Source organism: Microcoleus sp. B7-D4 (assembly GCF_036705125.1).
In the GTDB taxonomy this organism is placed as follows: domain Bacteria; phylum Cyanobacteriota; class Cyanobacteriia; order Cyanobacteriales; family Microcoleaceae; genus Microcoleus.
The window spans coordinates 36,224-61,656 of sequence record NZ_JAUBTT010000005.1; the positions used below are offsets into that span (position 1 = coordinate 36,224).

Sequence of the window (25,433 nt, forward strand, 5' to 3'; positions counted from 1 at the left end):
GCTAGAAACCCGGTTTCTAGGAGTTTTGTGAACAGAAACGAGAAATATAGGAAGAAACCGGGTTTCTGAGGTTTGCGTGTTTCCAGGACAGGGCAATGCCATGTCCGGCGCTTGAATCGTTGACAATCGATCCGATAATTGCCATAGCATAATAGAATCAAAAAGTTAATAGCAAAAGTCTGTAAAAATGCCTTATTTAACAGCAGCAAACGACATCAAAGCAATCATAGCTAAATTTGCCCAAGCTAAAATCCTGTGGGTTGACACAGAAATAGCAGACTATAAATCCAACCCCAGATTATCTCTGATTCAGGTGTTAGCTGACTCTACAGATTCGAGTGGAGATGGTACTTTTCTACTAGATGTCTTGGATAAACCTGAATTGGCCAAAGATTTCATCAACCAAATCATGGTAAATCCCGACATTGAAAAAGTCTTGCATAACGCCAGCTATGACATCAGATTTCTAGGCAATGACGACGCTCAAAATGTCACTTGCACATTAAAAATGGCGAGCAAGATTCCCACTTACATTCTGCCCTTACCTAATCGACAACTCAAAACTTTAATAGAAACACTTTGCGGCATTGCTTATGTAGATAAAACAGAACAAAGCGGCGATTGGGCAAAGCGTCCCCTCACCCAAAAGCAGCTAGAATATGCCAAGATGGACGCGGTTTATTTAGCTGGAGTGCATGGCCGCCTGCTAGAAATCCTTGCCCAATGTTACCCCGAACCCGCAACAGAAAACTTGATAGCATTGGGCGAAAAATATCAGGAAATAGAATCTCGGTGGAAACCGCTAGATTCAGAAATCGCTGCAGTGAAAGAACGATTTAAAGCAGGGATGATGGCCCAAAAGCTCAAAGACAGTTCTTATTTTGAGCTTTCCAGTTCGATAACGATGAAAGTTGATTTTATGACGCTGGCCAGACTGACGCAAGCTGAGGGAATTGAGTTGAATTTTCCGGTGACGCTGACGAAAGAAATTCAAAAACAGTTAGGCCAACTCATCGCTCATCCATCTTTGGAAGTTGAGGATATTGCTAGTTGGCGGTTAAATTCTAATGTACAGCAACGGCGGAAATCTACTAAAAAAATTGCGCCGGAACCGGAGAGTGAGGATTTAACAGTGCTGGGCAAAAGGTATCAAGAAATTTTGCCTGAATGGAAGTTGTTGGATTCTGAAGTTGAGCATCTGAAAGAGCGCATTAAAAAAGCAATGTTGGTGCAAAATAAGGAAAATACTCCCCATTTTAAGTTATCCAGTTCCTCGATTTTGAAGGTAGATTTTGCTAGCTTGGCAAAACTTGCGCTATCTGTGGGAGTTGAGTTAGATTTTATGGTGACGCTGACTCAATACATCCAAAAGCGGTTAGGGGAAGCTATTAACAAAATTGATGTGCAAATTGAGTATATTACCAGTTGGCGGATGACGGCTAAGACTGTGGAAGATGAAGATGAGGAAATTCCGTTTTAAATAGAGCGCGGGTACGGGGATACCGCCCTTACAGTATAAACGAATCGCGTTTCATTTTTGCTGGGTGTACCGCGACTAAGCTTGTTCTTCCAAATACTCTGCAACTGCTTGCAAATCTTCCAATCCTCGGTTCAAGCTGTTAAGCATAGCTTCCCCAGTTTCAGTATCAAAGTTGAGTTTAGGATTTTGCAAAGCTAACTCTTGAATTGCTTCTAGCCATAGTGAAAGCGGTACATGACGAACAGCTTCCCGTAACCCCATATTTGCCAATACTGCAAGATAAAAACCTGTCAAGTCTTGCCCTCCATAGCCATAGAAACCATGCCGCAGTTCTAGCTTTTGGGGGGTGTAGGCTGCATATTGATCGAAAGTGATCGGTGTGCGATCGAGTTTTGGTTGTGGGAGTGGTGGTGTATCCATATTTTTTGACCTGATTTGTTACTATCGACTACGCCTTTGCAGTTCATTTCAATCAGCCCTATTTAACCAAGGTGGGCAAAGGCCCACCCTACTTTCTACTTCCCTACCGTGAAATACTCATTCTTAGCATACACGCTAATAATGCAATCTCCCACTTCAAAAAACATCCCCTCTTGCTCATCTTTAGAAAATTGCAAGTTGCCGTATTTAGAATTAATTTCCTCAGCAGTAGCAGCTTTTGCCTCCATTTCATCCGGGATAAGTCCGGTAGAACCGATATAGAAAACCAGCGGTGAAACTTTTTCCCTGTACACTTTTTCAGCATAAGCTTCCAGTCGCTCATTCGCATTAGCTAAAGCAGCGACAAACTCGTCTCGCTTGACATCTTCTCCCTGCCATTTCGCTTGCAAAAGCCGCAGCAAACTATCTGCACCCACTTTGGCTAAAGTAGCGCTAACAATTCCGTTATCCTCCAACCCCAAAAACTCATCGAAAATCAGTTTCATCAAGTCGTCAACTTTGGTGATTTTTGTTCGGGATGACAGGGTTTTGTGTGCGAAGACAACAGGCTCATCTAACGTGATGTCAAATGTCGGTTTTGCTAGCTTTTCGCCCGTGTTTTTGTGGTAAACTTCATAAAGGCGATCGAGAAATTTGTTGGCAGAGTGCAATTTGCCGAAGTTGAGGATGTTTTTGCTGCCGATGTCGATTTTGTAGCTGACTCGCGAATCTACTGAACCGTTGGCGATCGCACTTTTTAATTCCGTGTATTCCGTCGTCGTCGGAAAGTTGATGTAAAGGCTTTTTGAGAGATAATGCTGTTTCAATTCTTCCAATTGTTCCGCAGTGTAAGCCTCAGATTCCTCCTTCAAATGAGCCGAGAGAATGCTAGAGAGAATTTTGATTTCTGCGAGTTCCTCAAACACTCCGTCAAGGCTGCCGTAACGCCCGTCAAAAGGCACCAGGGGCAAAGTCTCTAACTTAATATCGTACTCGGAACGGAAGTCAAATTCTTGCACGGGCGAACCGTCTTTTTCAAGGACACCGCATTTTTTGAGCAAATCAAACACTGGTTTGCTGCTGATTTTGGTTCGCAGCGACTTAATATTAACTTCGCCGTCGCTGACAATGGTATAATTGTTGAAAGTATTGAGGTCTGTAACTAGAATTCCCGCCACTTCTGCGATTAAAGTTTCATCCTCAACTTTTACCAGCTTAGCTTTGCGGGTAATCAGCATATTGATGGTAGCGGTATTTTGATTGATCGCAAATGAACCCATTTGCATGTATTCGCCACCGTCCAAGAATTCAGTTTTCAGCCAAGGCTTGACAAGGTTGCCGTTTTCGTCTCGCTTTCCCTCAATTCGCTTCAAACCTTTTCGCTGATAATTTTCTTGCAAGTGTTTCAAGTTGATGATGATGCTGTTGCTGTTTTCCTCCAATATCTTGATTAACTCCAGCAGGGAAATTTTCTCGCTGACTTTTACCCGATCGCCAATTACATGATTTTTCAACACATCAGGCGCAAAAACAGCCTGTTCCAAATCTTCCGTAAACTCCGCTATTTGGGCATTTGTCAAAGCTTTAGCGTGTTTTTCCGTCAAAGTAGCGTCGAAGGTACTCACCAGCGCATACTTAGCCGTATTTAAATTGCCGTCAGCGAGGTTAGCTTTCGCAAAAGCAAACACCGACTCATCAGTTTGAGCAACGGGAACATCTAGTTTGTCATACTCATCTTTGGCGACTTTCTGATATTTGTAAAACAGTCCGCGATCGTCTGCTTTCAGCCCGCAGATTTTCAGCGTGCTCGATGAACCGTTGATTTTCTTGCCACTTTTGGAAACAAAAACTTGATAATCATATTCCTTAATTAACGGTTCTTCCAGCGGCGGTGCAACGGAACTGCCTAACAGTTTTGTGCTGTCGTAAAGAGCATCATAAACCATTTTGACTTCGCCAGCGCGGATGCAATTTCCCGATAATGTGTTGGCGATTTTGGAGAGAAGTTTGAAGTCAGCAGAAGCATAGGATATCGTGTTTGCAAACACATCCATGTCTTTGAGTTCTTCGCAAATTTCCCCTAGTTTTGCAGATTCCGAATTGGGACTGGGGTCATTTGCATAGCCGTCTGTGTGCAAATTGATCGCTGTCATTTCTCCCGCTTTAACCAGAGATTTAGCGAGTTGCATCGACTGCGATATGCAGGTACTGCCAGCCGTGTGGATTTTTTGAATTTCTTTGATGTATGGAGAGTCAAACTTCAGCACTTCTTGAATGGGAATTCGCTGGAAGTGACAAATTACGTCCCGATTGCTAGCGTAGGAAATTAGGCTGACAATTAGCTGGTAATTGTTGTATTCGTCTAATGTCAAAAGCTTGATTAAGGTTTCTTTCAGCGGTTCTAAGTCATAATACATTGAGCCGGAACGGTCGATGATGATGATGCTGTGAGCCACGGATTTTTCAGGGAGATCACCGGGCTTTCTTTCTAAATTTATGCGATCGACTAGATAGAATGCCTTGGCGTTTCCGGCAAAATTGTAGAGAGTAAACTTGGTGCGAGTATTGGAGGCTGCTTGGCTGCTGGAACGTTTGACTTGAGATGATTGTTTTGCTTGCCGTGCCATAGTTTTCACCTATGTTGACTTATTCCTCAACTTAATCATGACACGCGCTTCTGTGGATGTCAAGGCCTGTGTGGAAAATTATTTGCGAGGCTGAATAATCATTAATATTTAGCCCTGCGATGCCGGGGAAAACTGCGGCGATAGGGTAAATGTGGGCTTTTTTGGCAAAAGTAGTGGATCTGCGTAATACCAATTTAATGTGAAGTTGCACATATCTCGATCCCCCTAAATCCCCCTGATTGTTGGGGAGTAGGGGTTGACTTTGATCGGAATCTTGTCCCCCCTTAGTAGGGGCGGTGCCCCCGTGCCCGCCCTTGGCTAGGGGTGATCGGATTCTACGGAGCCTCATAAAAAATTGGTATATGTCGTTTAGTAAAGATTTAGCCAATCATGCTTTATTTAGAAAATCCGCTGCTCAAACTTTATCTAAATCTGATCGGATGGGTGGCGTTCGGATTCATTCTCGGCCGCCTGCTACCGAGAAGCTATTCTACATATTTAGCGAAGTTTCTTTTCTTCTTTGGCACGCCATTGAGCATTGTTGCTTTTATCCGCAGCGCTAATTTGTCTGGCGCTATTTGGATGGCGCCGCTGATAGCTTGGGCGGCAATTCTAGCAGGTGGAGGACTCGCTGGGATTTTGATAAATTTCGGTGTCGGCGAGGAACGTTTCAAGAGTCTTAATCCGATCGCCCAAAATAGCCCGGAACACACCAGCGCTTGGAGTTTGCCCACTCAAGGCAGCTTCTTATTGGCAACGATGGTGGGTAATACGGGTTTTTTAGGCTTTCCCGTCACCTTGTCCTTATTAGGTTCCGAACACTTTGCCTGGGCGTTGTTTTACGACTTGCTAGGCACTGGCATGGGAATCAATATACTGGGAGTTGCTATTGCTTCTCACTGCGGCAAAAGCGATCGTCCTCAGAGTTGGTTAGGTCCGGTGCGGGCAATTTTTCTGAATCCGGCACTGTGGGCTTTTGGTTTAGGATTTGTCTCGCGCAGCTTGCCGCTTTCGGCACAAATTGCAGAATTGTTAACAACAGGTGCTTGGAGTGTAATTACTTTAGCTTTAATTACGATCGGGATGCTGTTGAGCAAGTTGAATTCCTTGCACAACCTCAAACAAGTTTTGGCTTGTCTCGTGATTAAAATGCTGTTAGTTCCCTTGGTAATTGGCACGGGATTAACGTTTTTGGGGATCGCGGGCGCGCCGCGACTTGTGCTAGTGCTGCAAATGGCGATGCCTCCTGCTTTTGGTACTACATTGTTGGCAGAAGCTTTCAATCTCGATCGCGAATTAGCCGTAACTGCGATCGGTCTCGGCTGCGTTAGTTTATTATTCACTATTCCCCTATGGATGAGGCTATTTAATTTTTAATAAAAATAGGAATTGCTCAGCTTGAAAAGTTTCTTACTTCAGTGATCCCCATCACGAACATTGAACGATATATAGCGTTTCTCAGTAACATGAGGTGTTCTCCGATCTAGGGCATAGGGCATAGGGCATAGGGCATAGGGCAGACCTCACCAAGATTGAGAACTGCTATATCTCATATTGATTTAAAATAACAATCACGGGAGTTGGAAACTGTATGGGCTTCTGCTAATGTGGAAATAGCCCGTGGAGGACGGGAAGAATATAAGTATGGCAAGTATAAATTTTAGATTGACAGGTTATCACATTCTCGATCGCATTTACTCAGGAACTCGCACCCTAGTTTATCGAGCTTTTCGCACTAACGATAAACAGCCCGTCGCCATCAAAGTCCTGCAGAACGAGTATCCCAGCTTCAGCGAACTGGTGCAATTTCGCAATCAGTACACGATCGCCAAAAACCTCAACTTGCCCGGAATCATCGAAACCTACAGCTTAGAAACCTACCACAACAGCTATGCGTTGGTAATGGAAGACTTTGGGGGAATTTCTCTGAAGGAATGGACGGAAAAAGGGGAAACTCGGCCGTCTCTGATGGAGTTTTTGCAAGTGGGGATCGACCTGAGCAATATATTAGATATACTCTATCGCCACCGGATAATTCACAAAGACATTAAACCCGCCAATATTTTAATTAATCCCCAAACAAAACAAGTCAAACTCATTGACTTTAGTATTGCATCTTTGCTGCCCAGGGAAACTCAAACCCTGATGAATCCCAACCTGCTGGAAGGGACACTCGGCTATTTGTCTCCCGAACAAACGGGAAGGATGAATCGCGGCATTGACTACCGCAGTGACTTTTACTCTTTGGGCGTGACTTTTTACGAATTGCTGGCGGGACGATTGCCGTTTCAATCCAACGATGTGATGGAATTAGTACACTGTCATATTGCCAAGCAACCACCATCACTGCATGAAATTAATCCTGAAATCCCGCCCGTACTTTCGGAGATTGTCAGCAAATTAATGGGGAAAAATGCCGAAGACCGCTATCAGAGTGCGTTGGGGCTGAAATTCGATTTAGAATGTTGTTTGGAGCAACTTGAAGAAAACGGTAGGATAAAGAGTTTTGCGATCGCGCAGAGGGATGTGGGCGATCGATTCATTATACCCGAAAAACTCTATGGTCGCGAAACAGAAGTAGAAACCCTACTCGAAGCCTTCGATCGCGTCAGTAGTGGCACAACAGAAATGATGCTAGTAGCTGGTTTTTCTGGGATTGGAAAAACGGCAGTGGTGAATGAAGTTCAAAAACCAATTGTCCGCCAGCGTGGCTATTTTATAAAAGGCAAATTCGACCAATTTAACCGCAACATTCCTTTCTCAGCTTTTGTGCAAGCATTTCGCGACTTAATGGGACAATAGTTGAGCGAAAGTGACGAGGAGTTGAAAAAATGGCAAACTCAAATATTGCAAGCACTGGGCGATAACGCACAAGTCATTATTGAAGTAATTCCCGAACTCGAAAAAATTATTGGCAAACAATCACCCGTACTAGAATTATCAGGAAATGCGGCAAAAAATCGGTTTAATTTGCTTTTCCAAAACTTTATTAAGGTGTTCACAAAACCCAAACATCCCCTGGTGATGTTTTTGGATGACTTGCAGTGGGCAGATACCGCCTCGCTGCGGTTAATGGAAATGCTGGTGGCCGATGCGACAATCGGTTATTTATTAGTAATTGGTGCCTACCGAGATAATGAAGTATTTGCAGCACATCCGTTGATGCTGACACTGGATGCAGCGGTTAAAGCTGGGGCAACGGTGGATACTATTACGCTGGAACCGTTGAGTTCCGAAAGCCTAAATCATTTGGTTGCTGATACGCTCAATTGCGATCCATCTTGGGCAATACCGTTGGCGGAGTTGGTGGCACAAAAAACCCAGGGAAATCCCTTTTTTGCAACGCAGTTTCTCAAAGCACTGCATCAGGATGGGCTGATTGAGTTTGACCGGCTTGCTGGTTACTGGCAGTGCGATATTGTGCGAGTTCGGGAGGCAGCGCTGACGGATGATGTGGTCGAGTTTATGGCGTTGCAGTTGCAAAAATTGCCGCCAGCGACTCAGAATGTGTTGAAGTTGGCTGCTTGTGTTGGGAATCAGTTTGATTTGGGGACTTTGGCAGTTGTTTCCGAGCAATTGGAAACGGAAACGGCGGCGGATTTGTGGAAGGCTTTGCAAGAGGGGTTAATCCTGCCTGAAAGTGAAATCTATAAGTTTTATATTGGTCGAGAAAGACGGGAGGAGACCGATAATTCGGAGGTAGTGAATTACAAGTTTTTGCACGATCGCGTTCAGCAAGCCGCCTATTCTTTAATTCCCGAACAAGAGCGAGATCGTGCTCACTATCAGATTGGACAATTGCTGATCCAGCAAATTTCACCCGCAGCTATAGAAGAGCAAATTTTTTCAGTTGTCAATCAGTTGAATTATGGTATTGCGCTGATTGAAGACCAAACAGAACGGGACAATTTGGCACAACTAAACCTCACGGCTTGCCGCAAAGCCAGAGCCGCTACTGCTTATCAAGCTGCTCGCGAGTATGCTGCGATCGGGCTAAATTTGCTTGGAGAGAGCGCTTGGCAACGACAGTACGAGATGACCTTGAACTTGCACGAAATAGCCGCCGAAGTGGCTTCACTCTGTGGCGAATTTGACCGGATGGATCGGTGGATTGACACTGTGATTCATCATACCAGAACTCCCCTAGAGCGAGTGAGCGTTTACATCGTCAAAATTCAGGCATTATCGTCCCAGAACAAGTTTTTAGAAGGAATTGCTATCGGTTTGTTGAGTCTCAAAGAATTAGGAGTAGAATTGCCCGATAGCCCTACATCAGAAGATATTCAGCAAGCAGTGCAGGAAATTAATAGCTCGATCGGCGATCGACCTATTGAAGAGTTATTCGATCTGCCAGCGATGGTGGATGCCCAAAAACTGGCCACGATGCAAGTGGCGGCAAGTATTGCGACAGCTTGTTATCTGGCTGGTTCGTCTTTGTTTGCGCTGGTGACTGCCTTACAGGTAAATTTATCAAAAATTTGGGTTTAAAACCCTGTCCTTCTAGGACGGCTTTAATTTCTTAAAACTTCTTTCAACAAGTCCAGTAAGTTCCTATATTTGTGATATACTATAAAAGTCAAGGTTTAATTCCTTTACCATCGTGAAACAGTTAAGACACACTTTTAGGTATAAACCGGGGGACGCAGAGCAGCGAAAACTCTTTAAACAGCTAGAGGTTGAATTAAACCTTAAACCAGTTAAAACAAACTATTCTTTTAGGATTGTTAAGTAGGGTAGGGCATACCCAAACTCTAGGTAAATATCCTAGTACGCTTTTGGAGATAGACCCGCTGGGGTGGCTGCGAATCAGGCTCGTTAATTGGTAGTTTTCTACGGTTAAAAGGTCTGAATATTGCCTTTCATGACGCAACACTTAAAGGTTAGTCGCTGAATTAAGAATCCTCGCACTTTTAGGTCGGGGAGTGTCAAATTTCTATGACTCACTCATAGCCCTGGCCACTCCTGAGTCCGAGACGGAGTTAGAAACAGGGCTGTTTCATTCTCACCAAAAACATGAATTTTGTAGGGGTAGTGCTACCCCTACTCCCCGTGCCTACCCCCGACCTAGACGATTCGATCGGCAGGTCAGACCAAGAGGGCCGGCACGGGGAGTAGGGGTAGCACGGCCCCTACGGATAATGAAACAGCCCTGGAGTTAGAAACGCAGGGGCAACGAGTTCAGGAAAATCAAAGGAAGTTGCAGCATTGGGCAGAACACGCCCCCATGAATTATTTGCATAAGTGGCAGTTGGTAGAAGCAGAGAAATACCGAGTTGCCAGACAGAGGGCAGAAGCTATTGAAATGTACGATCGTGCCATTTCTGGAGCGAAAGAAAACGAATACATCCAAGAAGAAGCCCTCGCTAACGAACTAGCAGCTAAATTCTACCTCGACTGGGGCAAAGAAAAAATGGCGCAAGCCTATATGCAAGACGCCTACTACTGTTACGCTCGCTGGGGTGCGAAAGCCAAAATCGATGACTTAGAAAAACGCTATCCCCAACTTCTTTCTCCCATATTGCAGGCCAGAGAAAATCGTTTTGTAATCCCCCAAACCCGCATCCACCCAATCAATAAATCGTCAATTTTACCTCAAAGATTCCAAACAATTCGATCGAGTAGCAACAGTATTTACGAAACCCTCGATTTCGCGGCTATTCTCAAAGCCTCCCAAACTCTCTCAAGTGAAATTAAATTAGAAAAAGTGCTGGCTGGCCTGATGTCTGTGGTGATGGAAAATGCCGGGGCAAAAAAAGTAGTTCTGCTGTTGCTTAAGGATGGGAATCTCGCCATCGAAGCTGTAGCCTCCTTCAATCAAGATGTCATCTCAATATCTGTACCACTGTCAGCCAGCGACGAGTTTCCCTCTGCTGTGGTCAACTATGTTAAGCGGACTTGGAAAACTGTGGTTTTGGATAATGCAGCAGTACAAAACGATTTTATTGCGGATCAGTATTTGCTCCACGAAAAGCCCAAAAGTGTGCTGTGTACCCCGATTTTAAATCAGGGTAAATTAATCGGGTTGCTATATCTAGAAAATAACTTGACAATTGGTGCATTTACAGAAGATCGCACTGATCTCATCCAACTTTTGTGCGCCCAAGCGGCTATCTCTATAGAAAATGCTCGCTTGTACCAACAATCTCAAGCTTATGCACAAGAATTAGAGCGATCGCTCCTCGATCTGCAGCAAGCACAGTTACAGATCGTGCAAAGCGAAAAAATGTCCACATTGGGGAATCTAGTCACAGGAATAGCCCACGAAATTAATAATCCTGTCGGCTTTATTAGCGGCAATATTGAGGAAGCAACGACCACGATAAAAGATGTGATTGCCCACTTAAAATTATATCAAGAAAAACTGCCAAATCCCGGCGAGGAAATTGAAGAAGATGCTGAGGATATTGATTTAGAGTATGCCTTAGAAGATTTGCCAAAGATGCTGTTGTCGATGAAAGTCGGGTGCGATCGCATTCGCGGCATTAGCACCAGCCTCCGCACCTTCTCCAGAGCCGATAAAGACTACAAAGTTCCGTTTAATATCCATGAGGGCATTGACAGCACCATCTTAATTTTGAAACATCGGCTGAAAGCCAACGAACACCATCCCACGATCGAAGTCGTCACAGACTACGGCAATCTCCCCCCAATCGAATGCTTTCCCGGTCAACTGAACCAAGTCTTTATGAACTTGCTTGCTAACGCGATCGATGCCCTAGAAGAATCAAACCAAAGACGCAGTTTGGATGCCATTAAAGCAAATCCACACTGTATCACAGTTCGTACCTGTCAGTCGGGCGATCGGCACATCAAAATTCAGATTGCCGATAACGGTGCAGGCATGACAGAAGCAGTAAAACAGCGGATTTTTGACCATTTATTCACAACGAAGGCAGTAGGAAAAGGCACTGGGTTAGGATTGGCGATCGCCCGCCAGATTGTAGTCGAAACCCACGGCGGAACAATTAATGTCAATTCTACTTTGGGGGGAGGGAGTGAATTTGAGATAGTGTTACCTATTAGCGCATAAAAGTTGACTGTTGACTGTTGACTGTTAACTGTTAACTGATGACGGTTGACTGTTAACTGATGACGGTTGACTGTTGACTGTTGACTGTTAACTGTTAACTGTTGACTAATGACTAATGACTAATGACTAATGACTAATGACTAATGACTAATCGGGCATTATACCAGCCCCGATCGCAACTGCGGACACGGGTCAAACTTCCAGCGCCCCTGCGCCAGATTGCCAAAATCTCAATTATGCTAACCTAGGCAAGCAGCAATCCCTTGTCACGAAGGCGATTAACATAATTTCAAACAATTTATTTTATTGAGGAACGGTGTATCCCGTATGGCAAATCTGATCGGCACAGACAGCAACGACTTTATTCTAGGGACTCCGCTGGGCGATCGAATTCGCGGCTTAGATGGCGATGACACGCCTCTGGGTGCGGGAGGAGATGACACCCTAGAGGGCGACGGCGGCAACGACCAGCTTCTTGGAGGTGACGGAGCAGATTCGCTGATTGGCGGTGAAGGAAATGACGAACTTATTGGCAACCAAGGCCGCGATTCTGCTCTAGGCGGCAACGGCGACGACTCGATTCGCGGCGGTTTGGGCAACGACATCCTCGAAGGCAACGACGGGATAGACAGCGTGTTGGGAGATGCAGGGGACGACTTAGTTAGTGGGAACGCAGGCTTTGATGTGATTGCCGGCGGTACTGGCAACGACACCCTCACAGGGAATGACGGGGACGATTCCGTGTTCGGGAATGCTGATGATGACTTTCTCTACGGGAATTTTGGGAACGATTCTCTCAACGGCGGTAGTGGCAGGGATCAACTGTTGGGCGGTGATGGCAACGATTACTTGAGTGCCAGCGACGGCGACGACACTTTGTACGGCAATGCCGCCAACGATTCGCTTTTGGGAGACGCTGGTAATGACCAGATATTCGGGGGCAAGGCTGACGATACAGTTTTTGGCGGCATCGGTTCCGATACGCTTCGCGGCGATGAAGCCGACGACTCGGTACTGGGAGATGAAGGCAATGACTTCCTGTTTGGCGGCAAAGGTAATGATGGTATCGACGGCGGTTTTGGCGATGACTCCTTGGCTGGAGGTATCGGCGACGATACCATTTTGGGAGGTTTCGGCAATGACAATTTATTTGGGGCAGAAGGTAATGATTCTTTAATCGGAGGCGAGGGTTCGGATACTCTGACTGGCGGCAGCGGCAGCGATGTCTTTGGATTGGGAGCCGGGCCTGGCAGTTTGGGTTTAATTACTGATTACAATGACACAGAGGATTTCTTTGGACTGCCGAGCAATTTATCTTTCGCTCAACTGCAAGTTCGGCAAGGTAACGGTGCAAATGTCAGGGATACAGTAATTACGACGCTCGACGGCAAGCTTTTAGCAATTTTGATCGACACTCCGGCGGCGCTGATCGAGGCGAATGATTTTATCGCTGTGACTGGGACGGCTACTCCCAGACCAACTAGGACTACAGTTACAACCACAGTTACAACCACAACTACAGATATAACTGGGGCTGCAACGGAGGCTGCAACTGATGCTCCGACTCCAACTCCGCCTCCGACTCCAACTCCGCCTCCAACTCCAACTCCGCCTCCAACTCCAACTCCGCCTCCGACTCCAACTCCGCCTCCGACTCCAACTCCGCCTCCAACTCCAACTCCCCCTCCGACTCCAACTCCCCCTCCGACTCCAACTCCGCCTCCGACTCCAACTCCCCCTCCGACTCCAACTCCGCCTCCGACGCCGACTGCTTCGAGGATTCCGATTCCGCCGACAGTTAGCGTGCCTGATTCGCCTCTGCTATCAATTAGTTCGATCCCTCCGACGCCGACTCCCGGACTATTGCCAATGCCGGGGCAGACGCCGATATTCCCGACGGTGGCGAACCCGATACCCTTAGCTCCTACACCTTTGGGGTTCTAGGTGCGATCGCGCAGCTCAGTTATGAGTTTGTGAGTTTTACATAAACTCATAACTCATAACTCAAAACTATTTCACGTCTTGGGGAGTTCCGGCCGAGTCTTGTGGCGACTCGGCTGGAGAATCTTCTACAGGAGATAATTGTTGGCTGTACCCCAAGAGCGATCGAAGTTTCATGCGGTGGATGTAAGGCCAGCCGCCATTGGCTTCAATATTCCTGAGCAGTTTGTAAAGTGCTTGGCGGTTGTCGGGAAAAGACGCTTGAAACAAACCGTCCCGAATTTCCCGGTGCGAAGCTTCCAGCCTCCGCAGCAGGGCCAAAAGCAGCAGACTGTCTCCCTGACAACTTTCGGCTAAAGTCCGAATCGCCTCTGTCAGCGAGTGCATTTGAGACTGCAACTTTTCTGACTCTAAATCTTTGCCGTTGTCCATACCGCTGCTTCCTTTGAAATCTACAAGGCCTTTGTCCCCAGCCTTTTGGTCAATCGACTAATCGAGCTAGTCGCGATCGCCATTCGGGGTCATAAGCAAAGTAACTTAAGTAGGTTGACTTAAGCAATATTAATTTGCAGTCCAAGTCAGGAAAAGAGCACAACCCGTCGTACCATGTGTATTGGGCTGCGATCCGAACCTTTGAGAAATCATAAGTTCATGCTTATTTTCACGGCGCACTAGCTTGATTTTTTGAGTCAATGCCGGTCTCGGTGAAGCGAGCGATCTGGATCTAAATGCTGCCCTAAGCGCTGGCCTAGCCTGCCGGCGGGCAATTATATTTTGCTCGAAGTAGGGCTTTTTCTTAATATAATCCGATGTTGGATATTGAGGTTTGCAATGAAATATCGTGCTTTAATTGTTGCACTTTTAGCATTTTGCATGAGTGCGCTGGTTGCTTGTTCTTCTGCTTCTGACACGACGGTGGCGACTACGGAGTTGCTCACCTACGACGAGATTAGAGGTACTGGCTTGGCTAATAACTGCCCTAGCTTGGCAGAAACTTCTCGGGGATCGATCCCCATCGAAGCGGGCGCCACCTATAAACTTACTGGTTTGTGTTTGCAGCCCACAACTTATTTTGTGAAGGAAGAACCAGCAAACAAACGCCAAGAAGCGGAATTTGTGCCTGGTAAATTGCTGACCCGGTTCACGTCGAGCATTGACCAAGTTCAAGGTACGCTCAAGGTCGGTACAGACGGAACTCTGACTTTCACAGAAGAAGACGGCTTGGATTTTCAAGCTATTACGATTCAGTTACCGGGCGGAGAGCAAGTACCTTTCTTGTTTACCATTAAACAGCTAGTGGCCAGTTCCGATCCCGGAGTGGTTGCTATCAATACTTCCACCGATTTGAGAGGGGAGTTTAACGTTCCTTCTTACCGCAGCGCAGGCTTTTTAGACCCTAAAGCTCGCGGGGTATCGACTGGCTACGACAATGCTGTAGCGCTTCCGGCTAGTGACAATTCCAAACGGGTGCGGGCTAATGTTAAGGTTGCTGACACTCGCACTAAGGCCGGCAAAATTTCTCTCCAAGTTGCTAAAGTCAACAGCGCCACTGGCGAAGTTGGCGGGATTTTTGAGAGCACGCAGCCTTCTGATACTGATTTGGGAGCTAGACCGGCTCTGGACGTGAAAATTCGGGGTTTGTTTTACGCTCGCATTGAGCCTTCTGTATCGTAAAATTGGCTTTCTGGATAGATCGAACTTGAGCAGTTTCTGGTCGTAAAGCTCCTGCTCGCCCTTCATTGGCCAACAGTCTTGAGCAACATAACTTAGGACTGTTGACTAATGACTAAATTTATGATTGAATAGTGGTCATTCGCAAGTTATGAAGTTGGGATTTTTTATTAATTAAAGTATTGTATTCACAAGGTTTTCAGCTTATAATATATTTTTGAAAAAAGCTGGTTAAATTGGGGATTCGATCGAAGGTGTTCTCCCTGGTAAAAGTCTGCCTGATGCCGAAAAACTTCGGAGAATCCCGCTAAATCCGTTCAGGTACCGAAAACTCAACTGGTGTGTCCGCTATCACACCTATTAAGTGCTAGGATTACACTACCTAAAAGTGAATTTTTTTAGACTAGATTAGAAGCTAGATCTAAAGCAACCTCAGTCCTCTGCTCTACCAACCCTTATGTCACCATGTCTACCACAGTGCCGAACGAGCTAAAAAGCGAAAATTTGCAATTGTTGCGCGAGTACCAAGTTTCTGGATCGAATGAAATCCGCAATCAGTTAGTTAAACTGAATATTGGACTGGTCAGAAAAGAAGTTTACCACTGGATCAACCAGTGCGGTGAAAGCTACGACGATTTGCTGCAAGTCGGATGTATTGGGTTGATCAGGGCGATCGAGCGGTTTGATATCGCCAAGGGACACGCTTTTAGTTCCTTTGCAATTCCCTACATACGGGGCGAAATTCAACACTACTTGCGCGACAAAAGCCCTTCTGTGCGATTTCCCCGCCACTGGCAGTCCCTGGAACGCAAATCAGTAGCAGCGATCAAGGATTTGCAGGTGCAGTTAAACCGCAAACCTACGGATGCTGAAGTAGCAGCAGCCCTTGAGGTGTCTTTAGAAGAATGGCAAGAAATTAAGTTGGCCCATCTCAACAGATCGCCTCTGAGTTTGGACGCGCCGATGCAAGATGAAGATGAGGGGGCGACTTGTCTGGGAGAATTGGTGCCCGATAGCAAGTATCGGAGTTTTCAGTTGGCGCAAGAAGATCAAATTCGCGTACAGCAAGCTTTGGCTATGTTGGAACAACGGACTCGCGAGATATTGGAGTTTGTTTTTCTCTACGATTTGACGCAGAAGGAAACGGCTGAACGCTTGGGTATCAGTGCGGTGACTGTTTCTCGGCGAGTTAAGAAGGGGCTGGATTTGCTCAAAGAGATTATGACTAAACAGCTTTAGTTATTAGTCAGTTGTTGGTTGTCAGTTGTGAACAGTTAACAGTCAACCGTTAACAGTTAACAGTGAACCGTTAACAGTCAACAGTCAACAGTCAACAGACTAATTTTTAGATGCTGCGGACAAATTTATCTAGCCTTTCTACGGCTTTTTTAATTGTGCCTAAATCGGTGGCGTAAGACAATCGAATGTGGTCGTCTGCACCAAAAGCAATCCCCGGAATAACTGCTACTTGCTGCTGTTCTAAGAAAGCGTCGCAAAATTCCAGAGAATTCATTCCAGTCTTGCTGATGTTGACAAACATATAGAAAGCACCGTCTGGTTTAATACAGCTAATTCCCGGAATAGCATCGAGTAATTCAAATATTACCTGACGCCTTTCGGCAAAAGCTAGACGCATTGTTTCGACAGACTCTTGGCTGCTTTCCAAAGCTGCGATCGCGCCGTACTGTGCAAAGGTACACACATTTGAGGTACTGTGACCTTGAATGGTGCTGGTGGCTTTGATTAATTCGATCGGCCCGGCCAAATAACCGACTCGCCAGCCTGTCATCGAGTAAGCTTTAGCAAAACCGCTGCTGATCAGGGTGCGATCGAAGATTTCTTTGCCCAGGGAACCAATGCTGACGTGTTGGGCGCCGTCATATATAATTTTTTCGTAAATCTCGTCAGCAACGACTAAAATATCTCGATCGACTATCACCTCGGCCAATGCTTTGATTTCCGCCGGAGTATACACCATTCCCGTCGGGTTAGAAGGCGAATTCAGTACAAATAACTTGGTTTTGGGAGTAATCGCTTTACTCAGTTGTTCCGGTGTAATTTTATATCCTGTAGAAGCATCAGTCCGTACAATTACTGGCTTGCCACTAGCGAGTTTCACCATTTCAGGGTAGCTTAGCCAGTAGGGAGCCGGAATAATTACTTCCTCTCCCGGCTCGATCAGAGCCATCATCAGATTGTAGAGCGAATGCTTGCCGCCGTTGGTGACAATGATATTTTCTGGTTGATAGTTGAGATTGTTGTCGGATTGGAGTTTGCGGGCGATCGCAGCTTTTAACTGCGGTTCCCCAGCCACAGGGCCGTACTTAGTCTTCCCCGCGTCTAAAGCTTGTTTTGCCGCTGCTTTAATGTGTTCGGGCGTATCAAAGTCAGGTTCTCCCGTACTCAAACTACAGACATCAATCCCTTCGGCCTTCATGGCTTTAGCCTTAGCGGCGATCGCCAAGGTTATAGAAGGAGGAACCTCACCCACTCGTGCTGCCAACTTAATCATTGGATTTTAGATATTAGATTTTTGACTTTAGATCATAGGGTGACAAATGTTGATATTCAACCCTATTGTTAGGGAATTATGACATTTGTTTACATAGTACGTAAAGGATTAAGCAATTAAAGAATAAAAATTAAAAAAGCTCTTAGTTTTAATTTTTATTTTTTAATTTTTATTTTTTGACGTTATTATTGTAACATTTTTGATGCCTCGTTACCCTCAACGCCGATCTGCAAGCTTATGGATCTCAAATCTCTGATTCGCGACATTCCTGATTTCCCCAAGCCGGGAATTCTGTTTCGAGACATTACAACTTTGCTGCGCGACCCGCAAGGGCTGAGCTACACCATTGACAGCTTAGCAGAAAAATGCTCTGCAATGTCTGTTGACTATGTGGTGGGCATGGAATCGCGGGGCTTCATCTTTGGCGCGCCGTTGGCTTATAAAATGGGAATAGGCTTTATTCCTGTCCGCAAACCAGGGAAACTGCCAGGTGCGGTTCATTTTGCTGAGTACGAGTTGGAGTATGGTGTCGATCGACTGGAGATGCACCGAGATGCGATGACATCCGGCAGCCGGGTGCTGATTGTGGACGATTTAATCGCCACTGGCGGAACAGCGGCGGCGACGGCTAAATTGTTAGAGCAAGCTGGCTGCGAGCTTGTCGGTTTTGCTTTTATCATTGAATTGCAGGCCTTGGGCGGCAGGCAGAAATTGCCCGATGTGCCGATCGTCACGCTAGTGGAGTATTAGTTAGTTAAGTGTTGGCAGTTGACAGTTGACAGTTGACAGTTGACAGTTGACAGTTGACAGTTGACAGTTGACAGTTGACAGTTGACTGCTGACAGTTGACTGTTGACTGCTGAGTAAAAACTACTGACAAATAATATCCTTGACCTTTGCATCGGAATTATTAATCTCTCTCTTCTCTTTCTCTGCGATCTCTGCGTTCTCTGTGGTTAAATCATTCCGATGCAAGCGGCATTAATATCATTCACAATTCTTCAAATCTAAAATCTAAAATCTAAAATCCTATGACTTCTATTAAATTGAATCGAAATTGGCGAATGTTGAGTTCTCTGTTTAGCAGCGAGACATTTACTTATATTTTCAAGCGACTGTTGCAGGCACTTTTAACCCTATTTTTGGCATCGATGCTTTGTTTTGCAATTATTGAGCTAGCACCGGGAAATTACTTGGATACATTGAGCCAAAATCCGAAGATTTCGCCGGAAACGCTCAAGCAACTCGAACAGCAGTTCGGCTTAGATAAACCAGCGATTGTGCAGTATGGGCGGTGGCTGCAACAAATTGTGACGCGGGGGAATTTTGGCACGAGTTTTGTGTATCAGCGATCCGTAGCTTCGCTGCTGTGGGAACGGGTACCGGCGACGTTATTAATGGCGATCGCATCTTTGATTGTAACTTGGGCGATCGCGATTCCTTTGGGAATTGTCGCGGCCGTCAATCAAAACCGCACAGTCGATCGAGTTCTGCAAGTAGTCAGCTACACCGGACAAGGATTTCCGAGCTTTATCACAGCGTTGCTGCTGCTATTTTTCGCACAGAATACTTCGCCTCTGTTTCCCGTCGGAGGAATGACAAGTATTGACCATGCAGACTTACCTTGGTGGGGTCAAATCCTCGATTACGGCTGGCACTTAATTTTGCCAACTGTCGCCCTCAGCGTTACTGGTTTTGCTGGTTTGCAAAGATTGATGCGCGGACAATTGTTGGACGTGCTGCGTCAAGATTATATCCGCACAGCAAGGGCGAAAGGTTTGCCGGACGATCGAGTAATTTACATTCATGCTTTGCGGAATGCTGTTAATCCGTTGATTACGCTATTGGGTTTTGAGTTTGCTAGTTTGTTGAGCGGTGCGTTTATTGCCGAATTTTTCTTTAATTGGCCTGGTTTGGGAAAGCTGACTTTGGAGGCGGTGAACAATCAAGATTTGTATTTAGTAATGGCAAGTTTGATGATGGGTGCGACCATGTTGATTGTTGGGAATTTGTTGGCGGATTTGCTGCTGAAAGCTGTCGATCCTCGGATTAAACTGGAAGATTTGAAGTGATAGAATCATATTTGACTATAAATTTGATTCTCGTTAAATTCTGTTGTGACACAACCATTTTCCAATAATGTTCCTAGCCCTCGCTTTTTCAATCAGTCCCCCGCGACGCTAAATGATGAAATTCGATCGGCAGATGAGTTAGGTATCAGACCCATTAAAGTGGGAGAAGCAGGATTTGACGATATAATTAATGAAGGTACTGTCAAATGGGCAGTGACAACCAACCTAGAACTCCTTATAATTCCGAAATTTTTAGATGTTATACCAATTTAATGTGAAGTTGCACATATCTCGATCCCCCTTAATAAGGGGAGTAGGGGTTGACTTTGAGAAGAATCTTGTCCCCCCCTTTGTAGGGGCGGTGCCCCCGTGCCCGCCCTCTTGGTTAGGGGGGATCAGATTCTACGGGGCCTCATAAAAAATTGGTATTAACAATGAAATTTACCATACGGTTATAACTCGCGGTCAGCCTGTTTTGGCGGCGGGAGAAGCCGAGATTGTCGGCACCAACGGTTTGTATATTTTGCTAACAATCAGCAATCATAGCGGGCATTTTAGACCCAATTCAGAGAGCTTAGAACTAGGAATTGCAGCCTTTAGGCAGCAAGGAGTTGATACAAATAATGCTGATATCGAATATGTGGAGTAGATAAATTATGACGGGAGCATCTCACCTTTGCAGCCCTCCGCTAGAAATTGGAGTTTTGAGGCAGGAGGCAGGAGGCAGGAGGCAGAAGGAAAGAGGAAGAAGGAAAGAGGAAGAAGGAAAGAGGAAGGAGGAAGGAGCCAGAAGAAGGAAGGAGCCAGAAGAAGTATTTTTACAAATATGAGATGCTCCCATTATGACTCAATCTCCTACGACAATATCCCTCGATCGCATTCTCGAACAAAATGCCGAATCTGTACTGATTTGGGCGAACAACATATTTTCAGGTCAAACCACCGAACCACAAGGGTTTAACTGGCTATTATTAGCCGATGTTGCCTCGGCTAAGGCTCGAAAAGGTGAAAATGGTTCCGGTTTGGGCGATCGCAAATGGGCAGAAGTAGCGATCGCAATTTACGATCGCAAGGCCGGTGATGCCGATCGGAAAAAACCAGGTAGTGGCGAGTCTTTTACGATTTCCTCAATGATGTTGCGGGCTGCGATGATAGAAAAACAGGAAGTAATTTCCGATCGTGCTGTTCTCGATGTTAACTTAATTTTAGAATGGTTTTGGGATAACATCAAAGAGTCGCAGGAAGATGTCGAAAAAAAGGCAGCTAATTGGAAAACGCTACCTATTACAGAAATTCGCGAGTTAAGAAAAATTAAAAATCGATTGAAAGTTATTGCAGCACTTTCTGATACTAATAAATATGTTTTAGATGAAAAACTCAACACTTGGCTTTTACTACGCGATCAACTACCATAAAAGTGCGATAAATATTCCCATGCCCCATTCCCGATGCCCCATTCCCCATCTAGGAGTGTTTTATGTCAGAAAAAAAGCCAAACGAGGCAATGAGTTTTAGTCGCTTTGCCGACTGGTGCAGGCATATTGACAGTCTTTCAGAAGAGGCAAGGCACACAGTTAAAGTGTTGTTAAAAAAGGCTGGCACTGATGACGCACAAGCAGCGGAGCAGATACTTTCAAGCATGACAGAACTGGATCTCCGCAGCAATAAAATTAGCGACATCAGCTCCCTCGCCTCGCTCACCAATCTGACAACACTGAATCTCTACAACAATCAAATTAGCGACATCAGCTTCCTCGGCTCGCTCACCAATCTGACAACACTGAATCTCGAAAGCACTGGAATTAGCGACATCAGCTCTCTTGGCTCGCTCACCAATCTGACAACACTGAATCTCTACCACAATCAAATTAGCGACATCAGCTCTCTCGGCTCGCTCACCAATCTGACAACACTGAATCTCTACCACAATCAAATTAGCGACTTCAGCTTCCTCGGCTCGCTCACCAATCTGACAACACTGAATCTCAGCCTCAATCAAATTAGCGACTTCAGCTTCCTCGGCTCGCTCACCAATCTGACAACACTGCGTCTCTATGGCAATGAAATTACCGACTTCAGCTTCCTCGGCTCGCTCACCAATCTGACAACACTCCATATCTGGGACACTCAAATTAGCGACATCAGCTTCCTGGGCTCGCTCACCAATCTGACAACACTGGATCTCTACGACAATCAAATTAGCGACATCAGCTCCCTCGGCTCGCTCACCAATCTGACAACACTGGATCTCTACGACAATCAAATTAGCGACATCAGCTCCCTCGGCTCGCTCACCAATCTGACAGAACTGGATCTCAGCTACAATCAAATTAGCGACATCAGCGCCTTGCGAGCGCTCACCAATCTGACAGCACTGAATCTCGCAAACAATCATCAAATTACCGACATCAGCGCCTTGCGATCGCTCACTAATCTGATATCACTGAATCTCAGCGAGAATCAAATTACCGACATCAGCGCCTTGAGATCGCTCACCAATCTGACAGCACTGAATCTCAGCGAGAATCAAATTACCGACATCAGCTCCCTCGGCTCGCTCACCAATCTGACAGAACTGGATCTCAGCGAGAATCAAATTACCGACATCAGCGCCTTGCGATCGCTCACCAATCTGACAACACTGAATCTCGAAAACAATCAAATTACCGACATCAGCGCCTTGCGATCGCTCACCAATCTGACAACACTGGAGCTCTGGTACAATCAAATTACCGCTCTGTGCGTGTTAGGCGAACTCGCAGAGAAACGTCTTACTCTCTCGACTAAGCCAATTGATGCTCAAAAAGCTACAGAAGCGATCAAAGTTGCCTATGCCGCTATTGGGCTAGAACAACCCTCCGTTATTATTTGCAGTAGTCCCCGCGACGCTTATCTCCAACTCTTCAACTTGCCGAAACGCGACCATTCACCAAACTGCTCAGACGAATGGGACAGCAATAGATTGGGGAAAAAGCTAGAGTGGGAATGGATTTCCCCATCGATTATTGTGAGAGAATTTACAAGTCCGGGCCTGTGGGAGTCTGAGCTCGCTCACATGACGATCGAGTCCGAAGCAGACAGCACAATGAGGTGGCTGATGTACGAATTGGTTGGCAGCTATGCGCGATCGGAAAAAACGAAGGGGAATGTTTTTCCCGATTATTTGTTCGGCCTCCAATCCCCTGAAACCCCCACGACTTTGGTTAAAAAAATCTATTTGACTGAATGGTATATCTCTTCATTAGGCGTCAATCTTTCCCAAAAGGCACAAAAAATACTTCGCTGCCAAAAGCAGCTTTTCGAGCATTGCGGTTTGATATTTCCCTTTGAAAAGATTTGCGCGGTGTGCGATCGCCCCCGCCACCTCCGCTTTGACAGTCAAAACCGCTTGCACGCAGAAGGGGAACCCGCGATCGAGTTTGCGGATGGATGGAATTTTTACTATTATCACGGTGTCAAATTGCCTGAAGAATACGGCCAAGTCCACCCAAATCAATGGCAATCAGAATGGCTTTTAGCTGAAGATAATGCCGAAGTTCGGCGAGTGTTAATTGAAGGAATTGGTTACGATCGCCTAATTCAAGAGTTGCAAGCAAAACAAATAGATAGTTGGCAGGAATATGCACTATTACAAATAGATAATGCCGATGTCGAGCCGATTTGTTTGTTAAAAATGACTTGTCCGAGTACGGGATTCATTCACGCTTTGAGAGTGCCGCCTAACCTGACATCAGCTAGGGAGGCAATTCGCTGGGCAAATTGGGATATCGATCCAGAGGAATTTTCCGTGCAGACTTGATATAGCAGAAGGAAGAAGGAAGGCACTACACGGATTAACACGGATACACGGATACACGGGAGCATCTCACCTTTGCAGCCCAGCTATAAATTGGAGTTTTGAGGCAGGAGGCAGGAGGCAGGAGGCAGAAGGAAAGAGGAAGAAGGAAGGAGCCAGAAGAAGTATTTTTACAAATATGAGATGCTCCCCGGATACACGGATTAAAGGGTGCGCGTATCAGATGTCATACCGAATCAGCGATCGGGAAGAAGGAAGACTTAATACTAGCAAGAATTTCAGCGATCGAGAATGTCCTTGTTTTCATTTCAGAAACGAGATGACAATTCCTGGAAGAACGAGCTAGGCTAGCTGTAGGCATCTATTTCGATCGGGATTTACGCACGGGTGGCCAGAAACCGGGTTTTTTGTGAGAAGACGCGTTATAGCCCGTAAAAATGACAAAAACCCGGTTTCTTTGGTGTTGATGCGTAATATCCTGTGCGGTAGATTAGTCGAGGGGGCAGGTTTATGAAATTGTCGGTTTTCGGCAATTATTGTCGGTGAACCTGCCCCTACAAGACATGGCGTTTGTAAGAACGGATCGGATCTATCTGAGATATTGCAGCGTTCTCCATTAGCTGTAGGGGCGGGTTCGCCAGTAGGCTTAAACGTTTGCAGACAGGTTAAATAAACCCGCCCTCCCCCACGAATAATCCCCTCAAATCAATCGGACTCGATATAACTCCTATTATTCCCAGGAATGCACCGATAAAATTTCATTCACCCTCCAAACATGGCAAAACAACTAGCAATAGAAACTCGCGGGCTGACGAAACAATTCGATCGCCATATAGCCGTCAATGACATCGATTTGCAAGTAGCAGCAGGCGAAGTATGCGGACTGATCGGCCCCAACGGTGCCGGCAAAACTACTTTGCTGCGAATGCTGGCGGCGGCTGAGGAACCGACTATAGGGGAAATTTACATCAACGGGGATAGGTTATTGCGCGATCGATCGCACCCCATACTCAAACAGCGCATCGGCTTTCTTCCCGACGACTTTCCCCTCTACGACGACTTGACTGTTTGGGATTATTTAGATTATTTTGCGCGACTCTACAACCTCCAGCAACCGCGCCGCCGATCGCGAATCAACTCCGTGTTAGAACTCGTGCAACTAACCAACAAGCGCAACAGCTTAATTTCCACCCTGTCGCGGGGGATGAAACAGCGCCTGAGTTTGGGGAGAACTATTATCCACGAACCGCTATTGTTGTTGTTAGACGAACCCGTTTCTGGCTTAGATCCGATCGCCCGAATGCAGTTCCGCGAAATTATCAAAGTTTTGCAAGAAGCCGGCATGACCGTAGTCATCTCATCTCACGTCCTCAGCGACTTAGCCGAACTTTGTACCTGGGTCGGCATCATGGAACTGGGATATTTGGTCGAAAGCGCACCTTTACAAGAACTTTACAAACGCCTCAGCCGCCAGCAAATTTTTATGTCGGTTTTAGGAAATAAATTAGAAGCCCTAACATCGGAGTTAAAAAACTTTCCTTGGGTGGAAAATTGGGCAATAATCCCGGAAACTCAACAGGTGTGCGTTGATTTTTCAGGAAGCCCGGAAGATGCCGCAAATTTATTACGCGAACTCGTCGCGGCGAAGATTCCGCTAACAGAATTCCACTGCACTCAAGAAGACTTAGAAACCATCTTCCTCAAGATGGGACACCAGCAAGCATCCTAATTTGCTCATTCCCACAATCACATTTATTCTTTGTGGAACGGGCATCTTGCCCGTTCTTCTTGAGAATAATTCAACAGTGAGTTATAACTGAGTTATATTCTTTACGGTTGGATCGGAATTATTTAACCGCAGAGAGCACAGAGGACACAGAGGAA

At 45.9% G+C, this 25,433-nt stretch carries 17 protein-coding genes and 3 pseudogenes; 16 read left to right on the forward strand and 4 right to left on the reverse strand.

The annotated features are described in order from the left end of the window. The first annotated feature begins 187 nt into the window (after positions 1-187). Positions 188-1,480, forward strand: a complete 1,293-nt coding sequence (locus tag QUB12_RS02875) for a ribonuclease D (RefSeq protein ID WP_333305411.1) — start codon at positions 188-190, stop codon at positions 1,478-1,480. A gap of 75 nt (positions 1,481-1,555) precedes the next feature. Here the strand turns inward: QUB12_RS02875 and QUB12_RS02880 are convergent, their stop codons facing one another. Together QUB12_RS02880 and QUB12_RS02885 are read right to left on the reverse strand one after the other, a co-directional pair. Beyond that, the gene (locus tag QUB12_RS02880) at positions 1,556-1,900 is read right to left on the reverse strand and encodes a hypothetical protein (protein WP_333305413.1); all 345 of its coding nucleotides are present in this window, start codon (positions 1,898-1,900) and stop codon (positions 1,556-1,558) included. A 95-nt stretch (positions 1,901-1,995) separates the two neighbouring features. Continuing rightward, positions 1,996-4,527, reverse strand: a complete 2,532-nt coding sequence (locus QUB12_RS02885) for a VWA domain-containing protein (protein ID WP_333142505.1) — start codon at positions 4,525-4,527, stop codon at positions 1,996-1,998. 390 nt (positions 4,528-4,917) lie between these two features. On the opposite strand from QUB12_RS02885, the gene QUB12_RS02890 reads away from it, so the two are divergent. The 3 genes and pseudogenes from QUB12_RS02890 (at position 4,918) to QUB12_RS02905 (ending at position 13,501) form a co-directional block, all read left to right on the forward strand. Then, entirely contained in the window at positions 4,918-5,904 is a 987-nt protein-coding gene (locus QUB12_RS02890) for an AEC family transporter (protein WP_333142506.1), read from the forward strand. A gap of 267 nt (positions 5,905-6,171) precedes the next feature. After that, positions 6,172-11,545: pseudogene (locus QUB12_RS37465) on the forward strand (AAA family ATPase); the annotation flags it as partial. A 339-nt stretch (positions 11,546-11,884) separates the two neighbouring features. After that, positions 11,885-13,501: a calcium-binding protein gene (locus tag QUB12_RS02905; protein ID WP_333142507.1), complete on the forward strand. Its 1,617-nt coding sequence runs from the start codon at positions 11,885-11,887 to the stop codon at positions 13,499-13,501. Positions 13,502-13,567: 66 nt separating this feature from the next. Here QUB12_RS02905 and QUB12_RS02910 read toward each other — a convergent pair whose 3' ends face one another. Beyond that, positions 13,568-13,930, reverse strand: coding sequence for a hypothetical protein (locus QUB12_RS02910; RefSeq protein ID WP_333142508.1), 363 nt, complete (start codon positions 13,928-13,930; stop codon positions 13,568-13,570). A 399-nt stretch (positions 13,931-14,329) separates the two neighbouring features. Between QUB12_RS02910 and QUB12_RS02915 the strand changes: the two genes are divergently transcribed. Together QUB12_RS02915 and QUB12_RS02920 are read left to right on the forward strand one after the other, a co-directional pair. Next, a complete protein-coding gene (locus tag QUB12_RS02915) occupies positions 14,330-15,172 on the forward strand; it encodes a photosystem II manganese-stabilizing polypeptide (protein WP_333142509.1) in 843 nt (280 codons plus the stop codon). A gap of 462 nt (positions 15,173-15,634) precedes the next feature. After that, the gene (locus QUB12_RS02920) at positions 15,635-16,408 is read left to right on the forward strand and encodes an RNA polymerase sigma factor SigF (RefSeq protein WP_333142510.1); all 774 of its coding nucleotides are present in this window, start codon (positions 15,635-15,637) and stop codon (positions 16,406-16,408) included. 106 nt (positions 16,409-16,514) lie between these two features. Here QUB12_RS02920 and QUB12_RS02925 read toward each other — a convergent pair whose 3' ends face one another. Then, positions 16,515-17,681 carry a pyridoxal phosphate-dependent aminotransferase gene (locus QUB12_RS02925; RefSeq protein ID WP_333142511.1) on the reverse strand — a complete coding sequence of 389 codons (1,167 nt, stop codon included), beginning with the start codon at positions 17,679-17,681 and terminating at the stop codon, positions 16,515-16,517. A 237-nt stretch (positions 17,682-17,918) separates the two neighbouring features. Here QUB12_RS02925 and QUB12_RS02930 point away from each other — a divergent pair, with 237 nt between their 5' ends. The 10 genes and pseudogenes from QUB12_RS02930 (at position 17,919) to QUB12_RS02970 (ending at position 25,278) form a co-directional block, all read left to right on the forward strand. Next, positions 17,919-18,431: an adenine phosphoribosyltransferase gene (locus QUB12_RS02930; RefSeq protein ID WP_333040475.1), complete on the forward strand. Its 513-nt coding sequence runs from the start codon at positions 17,919-17,921 to the stop codon at positions 18,429-18,431. A gap of 281 nt (positions 18,432-18,712) precedes the next feature. Continuing rightward, positions 18,713-19,753, forward strand: a complete 1,041-nt coding sequence (locus QUB12_RS02935; protein WP_333142512.1) for an ABC transporter permease — start codon at positions 18,713-18,715, stop codon at positions 19,751-19,753. Between the two features lie 45 nt (positions 19,754-19,798). Next, the gene (locus tag QUB12_RS02940; RefSeq protein ID WP_333142513.1) at positions 19,799-20,026 is read left to right on the forward strand and encodes a hypothetical protein; all 228 of its coding nucleotides are present in this window, start codon (positions 19,799-19,801) and stop codon (positions 20,024-20,026) included. A 202-nt stretch (positions 20,027-20,228) separates the two neighbouring features. Next, on the forward strand, positions 20,229-20,402 hold the full coding sequence (locus QUB12_RS02945) for a hypothetical protein (protein ID WP_333142514.1): 174 nt from the start codon (positions 20,229-20,231) through the stop codon (positions 20,400-20,402). A 7-nt stretch (positions 20,403-20,409) separates the two neighbouring features. After that, complete coding sequence (locus QUB12_RS02950; RefSeq protein ID WP_333142515.1) at positions 20,410-20,583, forward strand: hypothetical protein; 174 nt, start codon at positions 20,410-20,412, stop codon at positions 20,581-20,583. Positions 20,584-20,595: 12 nt separating this feature from the next. After that, positions 20,596-21,168, forward strand: a complete 573-nt coding sequence (locus QUB12_RS02955; protein WP_333142516.1) for a hypothetical protein — start codon at positions 20,596-20,598, stop codon at positions 21,166-21,168. Positions 21,169-21,392: 224 nt separating this feature from the next. Beyond that, a pseudogene (locus QUB12_RS37470) lies at positions 21,393-22,481 on the forward strand (leucine-rich repeat domain-containing protein); the annotation flags it as partial. Between the two features lie 540 nt (positions 22,482-23,021). Then, a pseudogene (locus QUB12_RS37475) lies at positions 23,022-23,552 on the forward strand (DUF6745 domain-containing protein); the annotation flags it as partial. 220 nt (positions 23,553-23,772) lie between these two features. Beyond that, the gene (locus QUB12_RS02965; RefSeq protein WP_333142518.1) at positions 23,773-23,895 is read left to right on the forward strand and encodes a hypothetical protein; all 123 of its coding nucleotides are present in this window, start codon (positions 23,773-23,775) and stop codon (positions 23,893-23,895) included. Positions 23,896-24,324: 429 nt separating this feature from the next. Further along, positions 24,325-25,278 carry an ABC transporter ATP-binding protein gene (locus QUB12_RS02970; protein WP_333142519.1) on the forward strand — a complete coding sequence of 318 codons (954 nt, stop codon included), beginning with the start codon at positions 24,325-24,327 and terminating at the stop codon, positions 25,276-25,278. Positions 25,279-25,433 lie beyond the last annotated feature (155 nt).

Coding starts and splice junctions, on each gene's coding strand:
- QUB12_RS02950 (WP_333142515.1), top strand. CDS start 20,410: ATGACGGGAGCATCTCACCTTTGCAGCCCTCCGCTAGAAATTGGAGTT.
- QUB12_RS02915 (WP_333142509.1), top strand. CDS start 14,330: ATGAAATATCGTGCTTTAATTGTTGCACTTTTAGCATTTTGCATGAGT.
- QUB12_RS02880 (WP_333305413.1), bottom strand. CDS start 1,900: ATGGATACACCACCACTCCCACAACCAAAACTCGATCGCACACCGATC.
- QUB12_RS02910 (WP_333142508.1), bottom strand. CDS start 13,930: ATGGACAACGGCAAAGATTTAGAGTCAGAAAAGTTGCAGTCTCAAATG.
- QUB12_RS02890 (WP_333142506.1), top strand. CDS start 4,918: ATGCTTTATTTAGAAAATCCGCTGCTCAAACTTTATCTAAATCTGATC.
- QUB12_RS02955 (WP_333142516.1), top strand. CDS start 20,596: ATGACTCAATCTCCTACGACAATATCCCTCGATCGCATTCTCGAACAA.
- QUB12_RS02905 (WP_333142507.1), top strand. CDS start 11,885: ATGGCAAATCTGATCGGCACAGACAGCAACGACTTTATTCTAGGGACT.
- QUB12_RS02930 (WP_333040475.1), top strand. CDS start 17,919: ATGGATCTCAAATCTCTGATTCGCGACATTCCTGATTTCCCCAAGCCG.
- QUB12_RS02920 (WP_333142510.1), top strand. CDS start 15,635: ATGTCTACCACAGTGCCGAACGAGCTAAAAAGCGAAAATTTGCAATTG.
- QUB12_RS02935 (WP_333142512.1), top strand. CDS start 18,713: ATGACTTCTATTAAATTGAATCGAAATTGGCGAATGTTGAGTTCTCTG.
- QUB12_RS02965 (WP_333142518.1), top strand. CDS start 23,773: ATGTCATACCGAATCAGCGATCGGGAAGAAGGAAGACTTAATACTAGC.
- QUB12_RS02970 (WP_333142519.1), top strand. CDS start 24,325: ATGGCAAAACAACTAGCAATAGAAACTCGCGGGCTGACGAAACAATTC.
- QUB12_RS02925 (WP_333142511.1), bottom strand. CDS start 17,681: ATGATTAAGTTGGCAGCACGAGTGGGTGAGGTTCCTCCTTCTATAACC.
- QUB12_RS02885 (WP_333142505.1), bottom strand. CDS start 4,527: ATGGCACGGCAAGCAAAACAATCATCTCAAGTCAAACGTTCCAGCAGC.
- QUB12_RS02875 (WP_333305411.1), top strand. CDS start 188: ATGCCTTATTTAACAGCAGCAAACGACATCAAAGCAATCATAGCTAAA.